At 50.8% G+C, this 19,178-nt stretch carries 20 protein-coding genes; 10 read left to right on the top strand and 10 right to left on the bottom strand.

Annotated elements, in window-relative coordinates:
* Window positions 1-6: 6 nt before the first annotated feature.
* Complete coding sequence (locus R3187_RS05540) at window positions 7-249, bottom strand: DUF1289 domain-containing protein (RefSeq protein ID WP_290612163.1); 243 nt, start codon at window positions 247-249, stop codon at window positions 7-9.
* Window positions 250-781: 532 nt separating this feature from the next.
* On the opposite strand from R3187_RS05540, the gene ilvG reads away from it, so the two are divergent.
* The 6 genes from ilvG (at window position 782) to R3187_RS05510 (ending at window position 7,273) form a co-directional block, all read left to right on the top strand.
* Window positions 782-2,431, top strand: coding sequence for an acetolactate synthase 2 catalytic subunit (gene ilvG / locus R3187_RS05535; RefSeq protein ID WP_318965711.1), 1,650 nt, complete (start codon window positions 782-784; stop codon window positions 2,429-2,431).
* On the top strand, window positions 2,431-2,685 hold the full coding sequence (gene ilvM / locus R3187_RS05530; RefSeq protein ID WP_290620502.1) for an acetolactate synthase 2 small subunit: 255 nt from the start codon (window positions 2,431-2,433) through the stop codon (window positions 2,683-2,685). The genes ilvG and ilvM overlap by 1 nt, the downstream gene beginning before the upstream one ends.
* A 37-nt stretch (window positions 2,686-2,722) precedes the next feature.
* Window positions 2,723-4,573 (top strand): dihydroxy-acid dehydratase, encoded by a 1,851-nt coding sequence (ilvD, locus tag R3187_RS05525; protein WP_318965710.1) that lies wholly within the window; start codon window positions 2,723-2,725, stop codon window positions 4,571-4,573.
* A gap of 529 nt (window positions 4,574-5,102) precedes the next feature.
* On the top strand, window positions 5,103-6,671 hold the full coding sequence (ilvA, locus tag R3187_RS05520) for a threonine ammonia-lyase, biosynthetic (protein WP_318965709.1): 1,569 nt from the start codon (window positions 5,103-5,105) through the stop codon (window positions 6,669-6,671).
* A gap of 119 nt (window positions 6,672-6,790) precedes the next feature.
* Window positions 6,791-6,979, top strand: a complete 189-nt coding sequence (locus tag R3187_RS05515; protein ID WP_318965708.1) for a hypothetical protein — start codon at window positions 6,791-6,793, stop codon at window positions 6,977-6,979.
* Window positions 6,980-6,988: 9 nt separating this feature from the next.
* The gene (locus tag R3187_RS05510; RefSeq protein WP_318965707.1) at window positions 6,989-7,273 is read left to right on the top strand and encodes a type II toxin-antitoxin system RelE/ParE family toxin; all 285 of its coding nucleotides are present in this window, start codon (window positions 6,989-6,991) and stop codon (window positions 7,271-7,273) included.
* Between the two features lie 119 nt (window positions 7,274-7,392).
* On the opposite strand, the gene R3187_RS05505 is transcribed toward R3187_RS05510, so the two are convergent.
* On the bottom strand, window positions 7,393-8,424 hold the full coding sequence (locus R3187_RS05505; RefSeq protein ID WP_318965706.1) for an alpha/beta hydrolase: 1,032 nt from the start codon (window positions 8,422-8,424) through the stop codon (window positions 7,393-7,395).
* 328 nt (window positions 8,425-8,752) lie between these two features.
* Between R3187_RS05505 and R3187_RS05500 the strand changes: the two genes are divergently transcribed.
* Both R3187_RS05500 and yjjX read left to right on the top strand, forming a co-directional pair.
* Window positions 8,753-9,376, top strand: coding sequence for a hypothetical protein (locus tag R3187_RS05500; RefSeq protein WP_318965705.1), 624 nt, complete (start codon window positions 8,753-8,755; stop codon window positions 9,374-9,376).
* 80 nt (window positions 9,377-9,456) lie between these two features.
* Window positions 9,457-9,969: an inosine/xanthosine triphosphatase gene (gene yjjX / locus R3187_RS05495; protein WP_318965704.1), complete on the top strand. Its 513-nt coding sequence runs from the start codon at window positions 9,457-9,459 to the stop codon at window positions 9,967-9,969.
* Here yjjX and R3187_RS05490 read toward each other — a convergent pair.
* From R3187_RS05490 to R3187_RS05470, 5 genes are all read right to left on the bottom strand, one after another.
* On the bottom strand, window positions 9,966-10,835 hold the full coding sequence (locus R3187_RS05490; protein ID WP_318965703.1) for a DUF6999 family protein: 870 nt from the start codon (window positions 10,833-10,835) through the stop codon (window positions 9,966-9,968). The two genes, yjjX and R3187_RS05490, sit on opposite strands and share 4 nt — an antisense overlap.
* Complete coding sequence (locus R3187_RS05485; RefSeq protein WP_318965702.1) at window positions 10,825-11,511, bottom strand: iron-containing redox enzyme family protein; 687 nt, start codon at window positions 11,509-11,511, stop codon at window positions 10,825-10,827. The genes R3187_RS05490 and R3187_RS05485 overlap by 11 nt, the downstream gene beginning before the upstream one ends.
* Window positions 11,512-12,618, bottom strand: a complete 1,107-nt coding sequence (locus R3187_RS05480) for a beta-ketoacyl-ACP synthase III (RefSeq protein ID WP_318965701.1) — start codon at window positions 12,616-12,618, stop codon at window positions 11,512-11,514. It abuts the gene before it with no gap.
* On the bottom strand, window positions 12,615-13,187 hold the full coding sequence (locus R3187_RS05475; RefSeq protein ID WP_318965700.1) for a diguanylate cyclase: 573 nt from the start codon (window positions 13,185-13,187) through the stop codon (window positions 12,615-12,617). Before R3187_RS05475 ends, R3187_RS05480 begins: the two co-directional genes overlap by 4 nt.
* A 70-nt stretch (window positions 13,188-13,257) precedes the next feature.
* The gene (locus R3187_RS05470; RefSeq protein ID WP_318965699.1) at window positions 13,258-14,592 is read right to left on the bottom strand and encodes an APC family permease; all 1,335 of its coding nucleotides are present in this window, start codon (window positions 14,590-14,592) and stop codon (window positions 13,258-13,260) included.
* Between the two features lie 204 nt (window positions 14,593-14,796).
* On the opposite strand from R3187_RS05470, the gene R3187_RS05465 reads away from it, so the two are divergent.
* A complete protein-coding gene (locus R3187_RS05465) occupies window positions 14,797-15,171 on the top strand; it encodes a hypothetical protein (RefSeq protein WP_318965697.1) in 375 nt (124 codons plus the stop codon).
* Between the two features lie 66 nt (window positions 15,172-15,237).
* Here the strand turns inward: R3187_RS05465 and R3187_RS05460 are convergent, their stop codons facing one another.
* The 3 genes from R3187_RS05460 to R3187_RS05450 all read right to left on the bottom strand — a co-directional run bounded on the left by R3187_RS05460 (window position 15,238) and on the right by R3187_RS05450 (window position 17,875).
* Window positions 15,238-17,166: a prolyl oligopeptidase family serine peptidase gene (locus R3187_RS05460; RefSeq protein WP_318965696.1), complete on the bottom strand. Its 1,929-nt coding sequence runs from the start codon at window positions 17,164-17,166 to the stop codon at window positions 15,238-15,240.
* Between the two features lie 144 nt (window positions 17,167-17,310).
* Window positions 17,311-17,559, bottom strand: a complete 249-nt coding sequence (locus R3187_RS05455) for a GNAT family N-acetyltransferase (protein ID WP_318965695.1) — start codon at window positions 17,557-17,559, stop codon at window positions 17,311-17,313.
* Window positions 17,560-17,563: 4 nt separating this feature from the next.
* Window positions 17,564-17,875 (bottom strand): hypothetical protein, encoded by a 312-nt coding sequence (locus R3187_RS05450; RefSeq protein ID WP_318965694.1) that lies wholly within the window; start codon window positions 17,873-17,875, stop codon window positions 17,564-17,566.
* Window positions 17,876-17,929: 54 nt separating this feature from the next.
* Between R3187_RS05450 and R3187_RS05445 the strand changes: the two genes are divergently transcribed.
* A complete protein-coding gene (locus R3187_RS05445) occupies window positions 17,930-19,174 on the top strand; it encodes a divalent metal cation transporter (protein ID WP_318965693.1) in 1,245 nt (414 codons plus the stop codon).
* The last annotated feature ends 4 nt before the right edge of the window (window positions 19,175-19,178 follow it).

Here is a 19,178-nt window from a genome sequence, read left to right as displayed (position 1 = left end):
TAAGATTCAGAACAAATCCAGTGATTCACCTTGCTCTGGCAGATCCTGGTCTTTTCTTGTTTTAGCATTCAGCCTGGCCCGGCGCTGACTTAGCAGTTTCAGAATATGCGCCCGCTCGGCAGCGGGCTTCTGATGCCAGTTAAAGCGTTCGTCCCGCGAGCGCAGGCAACCCAGGCAATAACCCCGGTTATTGCTCTGACACACCCCGATGCAGGGGTTAGGGATGTCGAATAGCTCTAGCTGATCCATAGTGCTACCGCGCTGGCTGCTGAATATGTTTAGTGTACGTTGTGCCAGGCCAACGGTGCAAATATCGAACGGTTGAAGGTTTAACGAACCGGTTTACACACGCCGACACGCCGTAAATACATCCCTGTAGGCTCGTTTCCGCCCGTCCGGGGCTTCAACGGTCGGCTTAGCGTAAGCCGATTCTCAATTCAATATAATGAAAATTTGTTCAATTTCTTTAGCAAATGACAAAAATCGGTTGACTTCAGACTGATAGACGGCTATTTGTAATAGGCATTAGCGCTAAAATAGTAGCGCCCAAAATAAAAACGAATTCAACCAAGTAAATAAGTAAGAATCAAATTATGCGTTTAGCTGCTGTTCTGAACATTATTGTCCTCGTGGTCGTGGTGATTATTAATCTCCGCGGGGGCGGTGTTTTGGAAAAATAAAGTAGCTTAAGGCGAAATCCACCAAAACCCCCGCTCCGCAAGGACCGGGGGTTTTGTCGTTTCAGGGCATGTGAAAAATAACGGGTAGCAAGAGGTTTAGGATGAATGGCGCAGAGTTGGTATTAAAAGTGTTGCAGCAGCAGGGGGTGGATACCATTTTTGGTTATCCCGGCGGCGCTATTATGCCTATTTACGATGCAATTTATGCCAGCCCGGTAAAACACTACCTGTGCCGGCACGAACAGGGTGGTGCGTTTTCGGCGATCGGCTATGCCCGCAGCTCAGGTAAGGTTGGGGTATGTCTGGCCACCTCTGGCCCCGGTGCCACTAACTTAATTACCTCGCTGGCCGATGCCATGCTGGATTCGGTGCCGCTGGTAGCTATTACCGGCCAGGTGTCGCAGGCAGTAATGGGTACTGATGCGTTCCAGGAAATCGATGTACTGGGTTTAAGTTTAAGCGTTACCAAACACAGCTTTATGGTGCGCAGCGCCGACGAGCTGGCAGCCACGTTAAACGAGGCCTTTGCTATTGCCCGCTCCGGCCGTCCCGGCCCGGTACTGGTTGATATCCCGAAAGATGTGCAATTAGCCGCTGCTGCTGAACCGATTGATGCTGCCACGCCACAAAACCGCGCGCTGAATACCTCTTTAGCGCAAAGTGCCCGGGCCCGCCAGTTAATTGCCAATGCCAGCAAGCCGATGGCTTATATCGGCGGTGGTGTGCATATGGCCGGTGCGATGCCGCAGCTGCAGGAGTTTTTAGCCCAAAGTCCGATGCCGTCTGTTACTACATTAAAAGGCATGGGCTCGGTAGCGAAAGACAACCCTTATTACTTAGGTATGCTGGGCATGCATGGCACCCAGGCGGCGAATCTTGCAGTACAGCAATGCGACTTATTAGTGTGTTTAGGCGCCCGTTTTGATGATCGGGTAACCGGCAACCTGCAAAAATTTGCGCCTAACGCCAAAGTAATCCACGTCGATATCGACCCGGCCGAAATTAACAAAGTACGTTTTGCTGAGGTGTCGTTTCTGGGTGATATGCGGCAAATTCTGCCGGCGATTGCCAGCAGCACCGATTGCAGCGACTGGTTAGCCCATTGCAGCAGCTTAAAGCTGCAGCACGGCTGGCGCTATGATCACCCGGGCGAGCGTATTTATGCGCCGCTGATGTTAAAACAGTTAAGCGAGCGGATGCCGGACAACAGCGTAGTATGTTGCGACGTTGGCCAGCACCAGATGTGGGTGGCGCAGCATATGCGCTTTAGTCACCCGCGTAACCATTTATCCAGCGGTGGCCTGGGCACCATGGGCTTTGGCCTGCCAGCCGCCATTGGTGCCAAACTTGCCCGGCCACAGGATACGGTCATCGCCGTATCAGGCGATGGCTCATTTATGATGAACGTGCAGGAACTGGGCACCATTAAGCGCTTCCGGCTGCCGGTGAAAATCGTCATTGTCGATAACCAGCGCCTGGGCATGGTTAAACAATGGCAACAGCTGTTTTTCGATGAGCGTTACAGCGAAACCGACTTATCAGACAACCCGGATTTTGTGGCACTGGCCGCTGCCTTTGCCATACCCGGCCACTGCATTACCCGCAAAGATGAAGTAGAAAGCGCACTGGAAGCCATGTTTACCTGGCCCGGCCCCTATTTACTGCATGTAAGAATTGATGAAAAAGATAACGTCTGGCCATTAGTACCGCCGGGTGCCGCGAATGAAGATATGATCATGGAGAGCAACTGATGAACCATACCCTGAATATCACTGCCAATAATGAAGCCAGCGTAGTTGAACGTTTATTACAGGTAGCCCGCTATCGCGGCTATCAGCTGGCCGGCCTGGAGCTGACCCCACTGGCAGAGAAGGCCGGCTTGTCGATCACCTTAACGGTTAGCAGCGACAAGCCGATTCATTTACTGACCAGTCAGTTGCATAAACTGTATGACGTGCGCGATTTACAGCTGGCCAGTGCCGACATTGCGGCGCTGCGCGCCTGAGCTATTACCAGACTAATTATTAATAACGGAGTACCTGATGCCAAAGTTAAGATCCGCCACTGTTACTGAAGGCCGCAATATGGCAGGCGCCCGTGCGCTGTGGCGTGCCACCGGCGTAAAAGATACCGATTTTGGCAAGCCGATTATTGCTGTGGTGAACTCGTTCTGTGAGTTTGTGCCAGGCCATGTGCACCTGCGTGATTTAGGCAAGCTGGTGGCAAAAAGTATAGAAGAAGCCGGTGGTATCGCTAAAGAATTCAACACCATAGCGGTAGACGATGGCATCGCGATGGGACATGGCGGCATGTTGTACAGCCTGCCGTCGCGCGAGCTGATAGCCGACTCGGTCGAGTATATGGTCAATGCCCACTGCGCTGATGCGATGGTGTGTATTTCTAACTGCGACAAAATTACCCCGGGCATGTTGATGGCCGCCATGCGCTTAAACGTGCCGGCGATTTTTATCTCGGGCGGGCCGATGGAAGCCGGCAAAACCAAATTATCAGATCAGATCATCAAGCTGGATTTAGTCGACGCCATGGTGTCGGCGGCCGATCCTAAGGTGTCTGACAGTGACAGTGAACAGATTGAGCGTAGTGCCTGTCCGACTTGCGGTAGCTGCTCAGGAATGTTTACGGCTAATTCAATGAACTGTCTGGTGGAAGCGTTAGGTTTAGGCCAGCCGGGGAATGGCTCGTTACTGGCCACTCATGCTGATCGTAAAGAGCTGTTTGTCCAGGCCGGTTTCAGAATTATGGATCTGTGCAACCGCTGGTACAAAAACGATGATGCCAGCGCCTTACCGCGCAGTATCGGCAATAAAACGGCCTTTGAAAATGCCATGATGCTGGATATCGCGATGGGCGGCTCCACCAATACGGTACTGCATTTACTGGCCGCGGCGATTGAAGCAGAAGTTGATTTTACCATGGCCGATATCGACCGTTTATCGCGCATTGTACCGCACTTATGCAAAGTGGCGCCTTCAACCCAGAAATACCATATGGAAGATGTCCATCGGGCCGGTGGCGTTATCGGCATTTTAGCCGAGCTGAACCGTGCCGGCTTATTAAACCCCAATACGCCGCATGTGGCCGGCAGTTCGCTGGCGGCAGTGCTGGAACAATGGGATTTAAAAACCAGCCCGTCAAAACAGGTGCAGGATTTTTACGCCGCCGGTCCGGCGGGTATCCGCACGACTCAGGCGTTTTCGCAAAACTGCCGCTATCCGTCGGTGGATGACGACCGGGTAGACGGTTGTATTCGCAGTAAAGAGCATGCTTATTCGCAAGACGGTGGCCTGGCAGTGCTGTTTGGTAACCTGGCGCCGCAGGGTTGCATTGTCAAAACCGCCGGGGTAGAGCCGGAGAATCTGGTATTTACCGGCCGCGCCCGGGTGTTTGAAAGCCAGGATGATGCAGTAGAAGCCATTTTAAAGGGCAAAGTTGTGGCTGGCGATGCGGTGATTATTCGCTATGAAGGCCCGAAAGGTGGCCCGGGTATGCAGGAAATGCTGTACCCGACCAGTTATTTAAAATCGATGGGCCTGGGTAAAGCCTGCGCTTTAATCACTGACGGCCGGTTCTCTGGCGGCACCTCGGGCTTGTCGATAGGCCACGTATCACCGGAAGCGGCCAGTGGCGGCGCTATCGCGCTGGTGCAGGAGGGCGACACAATAGAAATTGATATTCCCCAGCGCAAAATCGGTATCGCGATTAGTGATGAAGAGCTGGCAAAGCGCCATGCCGAGATGGATGCGAAAGGTAAGCAAGGCTGGAAGCCACAGAACCGGCAGCGGGTGGTGAGCAACGCCTTAAAAGCCTATGCGTTGTTGGCCAGTAGTGCTGATAAAGGCGCAGTGCGGGATTTGTCTAAGTTAGAAGAGTAGATGCGGGATCTGAGTAAGCAGGCTTCGACCACAAACTGCACACAAGGACGCCGTGAATACATCCTTGTAGACTCCTCTCCAGCATCCTTGCTGGAGACGCCTTGTTTAGCAGTTTATGGTCTTCGCTAGTGATTTAAGTGATCTGGATGGTACGAGCAAAAGCATTTAGCGAAGGGACAAGGTGTACTTTCGTAGCAGCGGCAGGGATGCCGCGCAGGCTGAAAGGGCACAGGGATGTGATCCTTGAAGACGGCGAAGAAAGTATTTCCTTGTCGCTGAGTTTAAATATGAGTTGAAGGCTACAACAGGTAACAACACGCGGGGACGTTGTAAATACGTCCATGTAATATTACAAGCTCCCTCCATGGAGCTTGCCCTGGCGGGCTGCTGGCGCAGTTCAAATTCGTTCCTGACGAATTTGTCTCTCCAGCATCCTTGCTGGAGACGCCCCGCTTAGTTGTAACCTGTCTTCGCTTGAAACTTAAGTGTGTCGGTTGGCACAAGCAAAAAATATAGCAGTGGAGCAACAATGAATAACCTGGCAATTGTCCAACCAGAGCAGACAGATAGCGAAGTAATGCAGCAGTACCTGCGCGAGATTCTGCTGTCGCCGGTATACCAGGCCGCCGTTGAAACGCCACTGGACCCGATGCCGAAATTAAGCCAGCGCCTGGGCCATAACGTGCTGCTAAAGCGCGAAGATAAGCAGCCGGTGTATTCGTTTAAACTGCGAGGCGCTTTCCATAAACTGCACAAAGTAAAATTGCAAAGCCCCGATGCCAGCGTGGTATGTGCCTCAGCCGGTAACCATGCTCAGGGCGTGGCGTTATCTGCCAGCAAGCTGCAGCTAAAGGCCACTATTGTGATGCCGATCACCACCCCGGAAATAAAAATTGCCGCAGTAAAAGCATTGGGCGGCAATGTCGTGCTGCACGGCACGGCCTTTGATGAAGCCAACAGCTATGCCATTAAACTGGCCAATACCGAAGGCGCTATTTATATTCCGCCGTTTGACGATAGCGATGTTATCGCCGGCCAGGGCACAGTAGCCAAAGAGCTGTTAAGTCAGCACAATCAGCTTAACGCGGTGTTTATTCCGGTTGGCGGTGGCGGATTAATGGCCGGCATGGCGGTGTATATTAAAGCCATTCAGCCCAATGTGCGGGTAATAGGGGTAGAGCCTGAAGATGCGGCCTGTTTAAAAGCGGCGATGGCGGCCGGAACGCCGGTAACATTAGAACGGGTAGGCTTATTTGCCGATGGTGTGGCGGTAAAGCGGATTGGTACTGAAAATTTTAATCTGGCCAAGCGCTTTTGCGATGAAGTAGTTACCGTATCCAGCGATGAAATTTGCGCGGCAATTAAAGATATTTTCGACGATTTGCGCGCCGTGGCCGAACCTGCCGGTGCGCTGGCGCTGGCGGGATTGAAAAAATACAGCCAGCAGTTAACTAACAGCACTTTAGCTAAACCGCAGCAGTTTGCGGCAGTGTTAAGTGGCGCCAATTTAAATTTTGATACGCTGCGTTATGTATCAGAGCGCTGCGAGCTGGGCGAGAAAAAAGAAGCGGTATTTGCTGTGACTATTCCGGAAGAAAAAGGCAGTTTCCGCCGTTTCTGCCAGACCCTGGGCGGCCGGGCCATTACTGAATTTAATTACCGTTATGCCAGCGATAATAAAGCCCATATTTTTGTTGGCATTAAACTACGCCATGGCCAGCAGGAGCTGGATACCGTGACCAGGTTGCTGAGCGACGCCGGCTATGATTATCAGGATTTGTCCGACGACGAACTGGCCAAGCTGCATGTCCGGCATATGGTCGGCGGCATGCCACCACGCCAGCTAACCGAGCAGGTGTATCAGTTTAATTTCCCGGAATACCCCGGTGCCTTAATGAATTTCCTAAACACCCTTGGCGAACACTGGAACATTACCCTGTTTCACTACCGCAACCACGGTGCCGCCACCGGCGATGTACTGGCCGGTTTTGAAGTGGCGCAGCACAGTGATATCGCCGGCCATTTAGATAAACTGGGTTATCAGTATCAACAGGTCAGCAATAATCGCAGTTATCAGACGTTTTTAACGGCGGGCTAATTAGAAAAACGGTAAATGTTTTAACAAGAGAAGGATACGTAATTTAAATCACAACGGTGCTTTTTATTGCTTTTCACCTGTATCCGGCTAACAATTACCGAGTTAACGGAGATATACCTATGCCAAGCCCGCTTAAAAAAGATGATGCGCACAAACTGATAGACCAACTCCCTGCTGATGCTACCTGGGACGATTTAATGGAAAAGATATACGTGCGTCAGGCGATAGAGAATGGCCTGCGCGACAGCGAGCAAGGTAAGTTGCAGACTGTGCAGGAAATCCGGCAGAAATATGGTTTAGCTGAGTGAATTAGCTAAGTGAAAGTACTCTGGTCTGCCAATGCCGCAGAACATCTTGATGCTATTTTTAACTACATAGCTTCAGATTCAATTGTTTACGCTCTTAAAACAGTTGATGCCATAACCCGTCGTTCTGAACAAATAGCACAACACCCTTTGTCTGGCAGAGTCGTGCCTGAGTACAATCAAGTTCAAATTCGTGAAGTGCTCTATCGGGATTACCGGATTATTTATTACATTAAGCCTGAACAAATTGAAGTATTAGCAGTGATCAAAAGCAGAATGCTGATAGCTGATAGCTGATATCGAATAACCATCCCCTTGAACGCAAAGAGCGTAATTCCAAAGTTGAGAATATAGCTAACTTACTCCAGATTTTGTCACGGCCAACAGCTAACCCATCATTAGCATTATCACTATTACTATTCTGCCGCCAACGCCTGCAACAACGCCTGATGAAAACGCTCGGGGGCCTGAATATGAGGCGAATGGCCTAAATCGGCAAAGCGGATCAGGTTGGCGTTCGGAATGGCCGCGGCGGCTGCCGGGCCCAGTTTGGCATAGTTGCCTAATTTTGGCTGCAGTTCTTTTGGGGCGGCATCTTTACCGATAGCGGTGTTGTCCTGATCGCCAATCAACAATATTACCGGCATTTTAAGTTGCGGGAATTCGTAAACTACCGGCTGGGTAAAAATCATATCGGCGGTAAGGGCTGAATTCCAGGCGACTTGTTCGCGGCCTTCGCCGCGGAACATACCAGCCTGCATTTGCACCCAGGGCTCAAATTCATCACGCCATTGGCCGGCATAATAGGTATTGCGCTGGTAGTTGCGAATGCCGTTGGCAGTGGTATTTAGCGCCCGCTGATACCACTCATCAATGGTTCGATACGGTACACCAAGCGCTTTCCAGTCTTCCAGACCGATCGGGTTCACCATCACCAGCCTGGTTGTACTATCTGGGTATTGCAGGGCAAACCGGGTAGCCAGCATGCCACCCATGGAGTGGCCCATTACCGTTACATCAGCAATTTGCAGCTTATCCAGCAATGCCCTGGTATTGGCGGCTAACTGATGAAAGCTGAACTGGTACTGCCTGGGCTTAGCTGACTTGCAAAAGCCAATTTGATCCGGGGCAATAACCCGATAGCCTGCCTCGCTAAGTGTTTTAATACTGCCCTGCCAGGTGGCGGCGCAGAAGTTCTTGCCGTGCATTAACACCATGGTGTGGCCATTAGCAGTACCTGCCTTGGCTGGCACGTCCAGATAGGCCATTTCCAGCTGTTGTTGCTGACTATTAACGGCAAAGTATTTTACCGGATAAGGATAAGCAAAGCGTTCCAGCCGCGGGCCATACACAGGCTGCCCGTTCGTCTCTGGCTCAGCGCCGTTAACCGGCCAGGCGCTGATAAATACTAAAACGGTAAAACTTAATAATAAGCTGCAGTTTTTCAAACCAAACTCCTGTTAATCAGCCCTGTTGAAACGGGCATACCAGCTATCTACCATAGTTCAAATTTCTGACCTCTTCTGTCGGCAACGGACACAACGCCGATAGTAAGCGGTGAACTGTTGCTAAAGATGGGTATGTCGTTGCTGTTGTAATGCCTGATGCGGCAGATTTAACGCTAAAGTTCAGTGCTGTAAGCTGCCCACCAACAAATGAAATAAAAGGGCGTAGTTCAATCTGAAAGATTGCGCAAGTTTTGCTTTTGATAAATTGCTTAAAAATTCAGCATATGTTAGATTTATGCAACTTTTATGAACGCGTAGTGTGAGCCAAATGGAACGGGATCCAGTACTAAGCAAAGAAGAGCGCGGATATATTGCGGAATTATTTGAAGGCGATATCGCCATTGCTCCTGCGGAACCGGGCGGTGTTAGTCATACTATTTCAGTCACCACAGAAGTGCCAGAGCTGATAGCCCCATTGCTTGGTCAGGCCAAGCTTACCCTGCTGGCCGAAGTAGGCAACTATAAGTTATGGTTTCCACTGGAGATGACCCTGGATGAATCTGGCCAGTTTAACCCGGTTCTGGGTATTCCTGAGGTGGTTGAATATGTTGGCAAGCAGCGCAGCTGGCGTTCAACCGAATTGGATGGACTAAATATACGCTGTGAGGGACTGTCAGGTAAGGTCGAGTTGCTTTCGTTGTCCAGCACTGGCATGGCATTAAAATTAAACTCGGTTGATAGTGTGGAACAAATGAGCCGCCATCCCGAATTGACTTTACAACTGCCAGATGGCCAGTTGCTACAGTTAGGAATGGAACCCGTCAGACTGCACAACCAGACTTTAGCTGCAAAAATTACTACCACCAAACCTAATAGTGATGCGCTGCGACGTTTTTTATTCCAGCGCCACAGACAGCGTCATCCTTACCTTTATCGACATCTGAAAAACTAAGCTGCTGCGGCCCTGCAGGCTTGAACCTGCCACAATGGCATGATACATAACGGCTATCTTAACCAAAACATACTTTTATTATGTGGACTATTGCTGTGGCGTCGGCTAATCCGGCCAAAATTAATGCGGTGAAACAGTGTTTTCAAAGCAACTTTCCCAAGCAAGATATTAAGGTAACAGGTTTTGCAGTACCTTCGGGTGTGGCAGAGCAGCCGCTAACCAGTGCTGAAACCTTACTCGGTGCACAGAACCGCTTGCAGGCACTGAAACTGCAAACCGCTGCTGATTATTATGTGGCGATAGAAGCAGGTCTGGATATTGATATGACCTTCGCCTGGATGCTGATTGAGCATAACGGCAAGCTTGGCAAAGCGCGATCGGCCAGCCTGATGCTGCCCCCGGCAGCGCTGCATCTGCTGGCAGAGGGCATGCAGCTGGGTGATGCGATGGACCAGCTGTTTGGTACCACCAATATTAAACAAGCCGGCGGGGCAATTGGCCTGCTGACCCATAATCAGTTAAGCCGGGCCAGCGTGTATCAGCAAGCGCTGACTCTGGCGCTGATCCCGTTTTTAAACCCACAGCGCTTTTAAACTGCTACCGGTTCAGGCTGGCAGCGATCTGCCAGGCGGCGTTTTTCCAGATAAGCGTACAGCTGTTCGGTAAAAAAACCGTGCATTAAAAAGCGCTGGCCTAAATTCCAGGGCCCGACCAAATAATGCGGGTATTTGTTATAGGCCATTTCGGCCAGTTTTGGCTCGCCGATTAAGTCGCCAATCCGGATGGCAATAGATTGATCGAGGTTAAAGCCATTAATCGCATCACGGTATTGTTCACGGGTTAACAATAAACAGAATAAACACATAAACAAAGCATGGGCACTTTCAAAATCAAGCCACTGGCTGCGTTTTTCGGTTAGCTGAAACTGTTCCATATCAACAGGTTGCCAGTGCTGCCAGTTAAGTTCCTCCGGTTTTAGCGGCTGCGCCGGATGGTGCCAGCTGCCAAGGTCACCAAATAAGCGGAACAGCTCCTGATCATGCTCGACAAAGCTGGCTTGCTGCATCTCGGCGATGTTTTTCGGATACAGCTTTACCGGCGTAAAGTCGCCAGTCGGGCTGTTGGCAGCCAGAAAATTTAATACATTCGATTCAGTGGCATAGTGGCGCAGGATCAATAAGTTGGCCTCGCGGCTGACAAAATGAGTACAGAACCAGCAAATCAGTTTTTGTAAGGCATTATGGGCGCTGAATTGCGGTAACGGCAGCCGTTTAAAAAACCAGATAAGATGCAGCAAAATAGCAAAAATAAACTGCAGTAGTGGCCGCACCCCCCAGCGCAGAGGGTTTTGTAAGTCTTTCAGCCATAAATCCAGCGCCGCCTGCTCAATCGGCAACGAATTATCGTTGGCAATGGCCTTAAGGTAAGCGCTGGGCTCAGATTTTCGGCTAGTACTCATTATCAACCTCTTCCAGTTGCAGGCAATACAGCCTGGCAGTAACCCGGGCGGTGCGCACTATTGCCGCAAGTTGGGCCTGGCTTTGACATAGCCGGTCGAGCAGCTGATACAACTTTTGCAGATGATCATCATCATTAGCGCCATGGTAGCGCATAAAACGGGTAAAGCTGCCATCACCGCCGGTTGCTTTGTCTATCTGTGCTGCCCAGTCATTGGCCATTTTCTGGCCTAAACCTTCAATTATCCACATCGCGCCGACTAAATCGACCGGGTTGTTCTGGCTGGCCCGGTACATTAAAAAACCATGTAATGCTTCGGTACCAATATTCCGTGCGGCGGTTTGAATATCTGCCAGGGTGCCACCGGCAGCAACATAGTCTTGCTCCAGCATTTCATAATCACGGTGCTCTTCGCGGGCATGACCGATAATGACTGAGCGCACATCGCTGTAGTCGCGGTCAAAACTGGAGGCGCAGCGACTGATCCAGCGCGAGCCTTCAATTACCTGCTGACGCCAGTTTAGTAGCAGCTGACAATAATCGGCTTTGCTGAACTGGCCCCGCTCCAGGCGCTGCAACAACGGTACCCGGCCGAGCTGGCGTTCAAACTCAAACCAGACCCGCATTAACGCCTGTAAACATTGTTGGCCCTGCGGGCTTAATATTTGCTCAGTCATTCAGGCTTCCACCACAGTCAGTTGCATATAAGCATTATTAAAGCGGCCACTTTCCGGCACCATACATAAAATCGTATCGCCGCTCTGGTATTGCCGGGTGCGACGAAACTCGTCCAGCATAATAAAGATAGAGGCGCAGCCGGTATTACCCCGGTCATACAGGTTGCTGTACCACTTGTGTTCGGCAATACCAACCCCGGCGCGCTGCATCATATCGAAAATTTTGCCGCGAAAATAATGCGACGAATAATGACACAATACATGGTCGACTTTGTCTGGTTGCACCCGACCCTCACTGATTAAGCGCAAATAGCCATCGACCCCCAGCTTAACGATATTTTCCAGCAGTCGCACATCCTGCCGGATCAGCAAGGCACCGGCTGCTTCGGCCTCGGCATAGGTGGCATAATCCTGCCAACTGCGGCTATCGCTGCTGTCGCCGGGGTAGCCGACACTCATACAAACCGGGTAGGCATCGGCATGAGAAAAACTGCGGATCCAATCCACCCGGAAACAGCGGCCGCGGGCTTGGGTTTCCAGCAATACGGCGCCGGCGCCGTCAGACAACATCCAGCGTAAAAACTCAGCGTTAAAATCCAGTTCACTGCCGGCAGCTTCATAGCGGCTGGCTTTAAATAAGCGCGAGGTTAATTCGCTGGCCACCACTAAGGCGTTAGTCTGTTCACCAGCTAACAGATTGGTATAGGCGGCTTTTAACGCCATCATGCTGCTGGAGCAAATGCCATGGCTGCTGTGCAGTTCTATATCGCTCAGGCCAAGCTCTGCCTGCAGCATCGAACCAAAACCGGGCAACACCACATCGCCCTGACTGGTGGCGGCGCTCAGCATTTTTATCTGTCGTTTACCGAGAAAGCTGGTGCTTAAACAATGCTCTGCCGCTTTCGCTGCCATGCCGGCATTAGAAATAGTGGTGTTATGGTTGGCATCTATAGCGTAGTGGCGGGTTTTAATGCCGTTTGACTGCAAAATACGCCGCTTTAAACGACTGGGTTTGCCGTGCACTAAACCCAGCAGTGGCTCAATCTGATCATTACTTATCGGCGGCCCCGGTAAAAAGTGACCGCTACTGGTAATAAACACGCTCATAGTTTTACCTGCGGATGCTTTAACGCAGTAAATAAACAGCGCAGGTTTTCTTCCAGATACGGCAGTACACAGACCACCGCCATAAAGCCCAGATAATAAGGCAGGTAAGTATCACCGCCATGGGCATAGGGCATTCGTTGCAGGTAAAACTCACCCTGCCAGTCAAAGCTTATCAGCTTAATAAATACCGGGTAATTAATGACGATGATTAACAACAACATATACATTGGCAAGGTAGCCAGATAGTTGTGCGCATGCATTTCCCATACGCTGATATGGCGTTTGGGGGCAGCGTAATGCACGTCATAATGCGCCACCGCTTCATGCGCCAGCCAGGCGCCGATACAAATCAGCATAATCAGTACATTAACCTGAAACAGCAGGCATAACAGAATAGGCACCGCCATCTGAATACCCATTAATGAGTGAATAAGCGATTCGCGCAGGCCAGAAGTGTACTCAATGCGGGTAGCACGGTGGCAGCACCAGTCAATAAAACCGGCAATGCCCCACAGCGGTAAAAACACATACAGCATAAGCTGAATTAATAACTGACTGGTTTGCAACACCGCACTCCTGTTGGCGCTAATACTGCCGGTTACTATATCTGAAGGTTAATGGTTTGTAGATTATTATCTGTCACCTGTGGTTACCGGTCCTGTTATTCCCAGCGGCCTGCCAGCGGGCCAGGAAATACAAGGCTGTACCTAACAACACAAATAGTGCGGTGGCCAGCACTGACGATAAACTCACTTGCAATGCCAGCCAGACGCAGGACGCCAGGCCCAGCAGCGGAATGGTATAGCCCAGCGGCAACACAAAGCTGTCGCTGGCAGCCAGTTTTGGCCGCAGCACCGGCACGGCGGCGCAGGTAAGGCCATACAACAATAACCGCGACACCACCGTCGCCGCTGCCAGCCATAAAAATGAGCCATATAAGGTTAACAGCAGCGCCAGCACCCCAAAAAATATAATGGAATTGGCCGGCGTTAAAAAGCGTGGCTGTACCCTGGCAAACCAGCGCGGCAGGCTGCCATCTTCGGCCAACGCAAAGCTGGCGCGCGGGGTGGAGAATATGGCGCCGAGTAAGTTAGCGGCCACCGACGCCACCACGCCGAGCATCAGTATTATGGCGCCGACCGGGCCAAATAAACTGGCGGCCACATCCAATAGCGGGCTGCTGGAGTCGGCAATCGCCGGCACAGCGGCCACACTTACCAGCTGAATGCCGACATATAGCAAGGTTACCAGCAGCAAGCCCAGGATCAGCGCCCGTGGCATATCACGCGCCGGGTTTTTCGCTTCACCGGCGGGCACCACCACCGATTCAAAGCCGACAAAGGCGTAAATCAGCAGTAAAGTCGCGGCGCCGATGTCATAGGGGCTGCTGAACACATTGGCCGGATTAAAGGTTGGCAATATCTGACCGCCCAAATAAGCTGCGCCGGCCACCACCAGTAACAGCAATACCGCAAATTTAATCACAGTTAACAGTGCTAATGAGCGCATCGCGCGCACTGAGTCGATAACATTAAGCAGGGTCAGGCAGCTGATAATGAGACTAAGCAGAATGCTGCGGTTAATACCGGCTGTGGCTGCCGGCCAGAAATAGCCGATACTGTCGACCAGCAATACTGTGTTGGCAGCAAAAGAGACCAGCCGGGCAATGTAATACAGCCAGCCGGCCTGAAAACCAATAAAAGGGCCGAATGCGGCTGTGCCATAACGCACCGGGCCGCCACTACCGCGAAAATAACTGGCCAGCTCGGCCATGCACAACAGAATAGGTAAAATCAGTAAGGCACAAAACAGATAAATCAGCGGGCTGTATTCGCCGGCCAATTTTGCCGCACCACCTGGCAAGCCGAAAATGCCGGCACCAATTAAGCCATTTACCACCAGCAGCCACAGGCCGAATAAGCCGAGGTGACGGGGCAGGGTATCGCCAGCGACAGCAGTTTTCAGATCAGGCATAGCAGTTATCCAATGTGGGTAAGCCCTTACTATAAAGTGAATAAACCCCTGCTGCACGGTTTTGTTCACTATGCGCGCCAGCGCACCGATAAGCCCGACTCTGGCAGCTGTACTATACTCAATATTCTGGACTCAATATTCTGGACTTAGTATCCCGGCAATGTTGCTAAGGCTAATTCTTTACCAGTTACTAACGGAGGTATTATGGAATATTTTACTAACGGAAACATAAATCAGGATGCCGTTCGCCGTGGCTTAAAAACTGCCAGAGGCAGTTTGCACAACGCAATCGATAATGTGTCAGACAGAGCAGCGCCCGCGTTCAGAAGAATGTCTGGCAGAGCATCAAATGCTGTTGACAGAATGGCAGATGGCGCTCACCTGGCTGCTGATGCTATATCGCATAAAGGCGAGCAGCTGCATAATCTGCAACAGCAGCTGGTTTCCAGCAGCCGCAGCACAATAAGAAACCGGCCTTTACTGGCGGTAGGTGTTGCAGTGGCAGGCGGTATACTTTTAAGTTGGTGGTTAAGTCGTCGTCAGCAACGGCAGCAGGAACAGTACCCAGATGAGCAATAGTAATGGCATTGGATGTCGTGAAACAGGCCGCAATAATGCGGCCTGTTTTAATAACCTCACAGTTTATTACAAATACTGCTTTAAAAAGGCCAGATAGGCTTTTTGTGCTTTTATTCTGTTGCTCTTTTTCAAAAAGCCGTGGCCTTCATCATCAAATAACACATATTCTACCGGCACATTATTAGCGCGAATAGCGGCAACCATTTCATCGCTTTCTACCTGCAGTACCCGCGGGTCGTTAGCGCCTTGCACCACCAGCACCGGCTTTTGCACTTTATCGCCGTGAAATACCGGGGATATCCGGCGAAGCCGTTCACCATCTACCGCCGGATCGCCGAGCTCCGCATACAGACTTTCACGAAACGCTTCCCACCATGGTGGAATGCTTTCCAGGGTGCGGACCCAGTTAGTCACGCCGAAGATATTGATGCCGACTTCAAATTCGTCGGTAAAGGCCATTGCCGCCATCGTCAGGTAACCGCCGTAGCTGCCACCAATTACACCTATGCGGTCAGCTGCTACCCAATCGAGGTTTTGCAGATATTTTTTGCCATACACAATATCCTGTAAGTCATCTTCGCCATGGCGTAAGTCGTCCAGATGATAAAAGGTTTTGCCATAGCCAGAAGAGCCCCGGTTATTGACTGATAACACCGCATAACCATGGTTAACCAGATGCTGGATCATCGGGCTGTAACCGGTACGTGACTGGCCGCCCGGGCCACCGTGGATCCAGATTAGTGCAGGTACTTTAGCGTTGGGGTTGGCCTGATGCGGTTTATACAACAAGGCCGGTATGGTCAGATCATCAAAGCTGTTAAAGCGTACTACCTCGCTTTGCACCAGATGTTGCTCGTTAATACTGCTGTCCAGGGCCTGTGTTAACCGCTTGGCCTCTGGGCTGCCCAGTTGCCAGACATATAAATTAGATGGGCTGTTATCGGCATTTAAATAAAAGCTCATGTATTTACTGTCGTCAGAAAAGCTGACGCCGCGTAAGTCACCCGCCGGCAGGCCGGGCAGCTGCAAGGCTTTATCATTTTTTAGATCGGTAATACTGATAACGGTTGACGCATCGGCATTAATGCCTTGCACCCGGTAGCGTTTGTCGTCGCTGAAATAAATAAAACTGATATCCCAGTCAGCGGTACTGTACGCCGTGGTTGCACCGCTTTGCAGGTTGTAGCTGTAGGCCGCGACAAATTCGCTTTTACCGTCAGCGCCGAACAGCAACGAGGTGCTGTCAGGGGTGAAACCATAAATCTGATGCGAAATATTACCCTGATGCTCAGTAATTAATGCCGGGCTGGGTGTGTCGCTGCTCAGGTCAACCAGAAACAGATTATTGTCGGCGTTATTGCGCTCTTTGCTCAGCGCCAGATAGCGGCCGTCTTTGCTGACATCGCTGATACTATAACCATCGTCATTCTGATATACCAGCTTGCGGCCGTAGTCTGAATTGTTGTAATGATAAAGATCGAAAAAACGCGGATCGCGCTCATTGGTGGCAATGTAAAAACTGCCATCGTTGTGCCAGCCGGCAAAATAAGCCTTCAGCTTATCACCGGGAGTCAGATCGCGCACAGTGCCGTCGACTTCACGCAGATAAACATGATTTAGCTCATTGCCGCCCTGATCAGCGGTATACAGCAGCCGGTCATCATTGGGAAACCAGCTGACCGGAAAGGCCGGGTCGGTGGTGGACTGGGTTAACGGCTGCCAGTTGCTGCCATCCATACTGACCCGGTACAGGTTAAATACCCCGCTTTCATCAGAGGCAACCAGCATCGCGCTGGCATCGTGATTAATATCATTGCCAAAATAGGTTTTGGTAGCAAAAAATTGCTCTGCGCTATACTGCGGCACATTAACTGGCTTGCTCTGAGACGAGCTGTTCAGGTCGGCTGGTGCCGCTGGGTCAACGTTATTGTTGCAGCCGGTTAACAGCAAACCGCTCAGCAGTAACGCCAGTGGATAAGTGAGGCGTGCTAACATATATTTTCCTTGTTAATTTTAATAAAGGCCATCACGACTGCCTCACTGTGATGTGTTAAACCACTTTTTTATCGTTTATTGCTTTCTTAAATCAACTTTACTGAACCCACATTATTGTATTGACTGTATTGAGCCAGCTTGCTGCTAGCCTAAAAATTTTTTCACATACCAGCAGCTGGCGTGAATAGTGAAATTCTGAGCTCTGGCCCAGGCCAGGCCATGGCGCACCAGTTTTTCCGCCAGGCCTTTACCGCGTAACTCAGGCGGCACAAAGGTATGGGTAAAATTAATGGTATTGCCGGCCAGCTGATAATCCAGTTGTGCCTGCTCGCCATCGCCGGCCAGCACAAAACGCTGGTTCCAAGCCTGATGGATGATTTCGTCAGTTGTCATCTTATCACTCCTCCAGCCAGGGCGTTTGCGGCAGCAAATTTAAATGGCTGACATAGCGTGCCAGATTAAAACTTTGCTGATGCTCTATCACATCAACCATTTCCGGCGCCAACGCACAGGCGATCAGTGCAATAGCATCCTCATAGCTGTTACCCGTCATGCGCAGGCGCATCAGGGTTGCTTTTACTTCAGTGGGGTAGTTGTCGGCCAACTGGTTTTCAACCACTTCAAATAACATGGCCTGATCAAGCTGTTCGTCCTGCATGCCGTTCCCTTTTATCTGTTCGTCAGCGCAGTAAAACTGTTGCTGCATCATTAATATGCTTAGGCTAAGCTAGCCACCAACAAATAACAATAAGCAGTGTAGACTATGCAAGCTCAGCAACAAGGATGGCGTGGCCGGTTTCAGGCATTAGGCCCGGGCATTTTAATGGCGACAGCGGCTATCGGCGGCTCGCATCTGGTGGCTTCTACTCAGGCTGGCGCTTTATTTGGCTGGCAGCTTATCTGGCTGATTTTATTAGTTAATATCTTAAAGTATCCGTTTTTTCGGTTCGGGGTTCAGTATACTCTGGAACAAAACGAGAGTTTATTACAAGGCTATCAACGCAAGGGTAAGGCCTATTTTTATAGTTTTATTGGCTTAAATATTATCGCCGCCGTGGTTAACACCGCCGGAGTGTTACTGCTAACAGCCAGTCTGCTGCATTATGCCCTGCCATGGCCGGTGGCCGTACCGCTGTTATGTGCCTTTATTCTGGTACTATGCCTGGCAATTTTACTGCTGGGCCATTACCGGGCGCTGGATAAAGTGGCCAAGCTGATCATGTTGTTGCTGACGGTAACGACGGTAGCTGCAGCCATTATTGCCGCTGCTAATGGCGCAAATGCGCCGGCTGACTTTGTCGGGCCGTCGCCGTGGCAGCTGGTGACCCTTGGCTTTCTGGTAGCATTAATGGGTTGGATGCCGGCACCAATTGAAATTTCTGCGATAAGCTCATTGTGGCTTAAAGCCAAGCTGCGTCAGCAAAAGATAAGTCGCCAGCAAGGGTTATTTGACTTTAATCTGGGCTACTGGCTAACCGCAGCACTGGCGCTGGTGTTTGTCAGTCTCGGTGCTTTGGTGCAATACGGTTCAGAGCAGGATATCGCGCTGGCCGGTGCGGCTTTTGCCCAGCAGCTGATTGGCATGTACGCCACAACCATTGGTGACTGGGCAAGGCCGCTGGTGGCACTTGTTGCGTTTTTATGTATGTTTGGTACTACTATTACCGTGTTGGACGGCTACGCCCGTACCTTAAATGAATCTTTTATTTTGCTTGGCTGGCAACAGCCTGCTAACCATCACAGTCTGAACATCTGGTTACTGGTTCAGGCCGCCAGTGGTATGGCGCTGATTTTGTTTTTCAGTGCTGCGCTTGGGCCGTTACTGACCTTTGCCATGACCCTGGCATTTTTAACCACGCCGGTATTTGCCTGGCTTAATTACAGCTTGATGGCTGGTAAAGGTGTTAACAGTTTAAGCTTGCCGCTGAAATTACTAAGCTGGGCAGGCCTGATTTATCTGACAGGCTTTGCCCTGTTGTTTTTGGCCTGGTTTGGGGGCTTTTTATAACCTA

The sequence above is a fragment of the Arsukibacterium sp. genome (assembly GCF_033721375.1).
In the GTDB taxonomy this organism is placed as follows: Bacteria; Pseudomonadota; Gammaproteobacteria; order Enterobacterales; family Alteromonadaceae; genus Alishewanella.
Note: the sequence above shows the minus strand (reverse complement) of the source record. Positions and strands in the feature narration are given on the sequence as shown.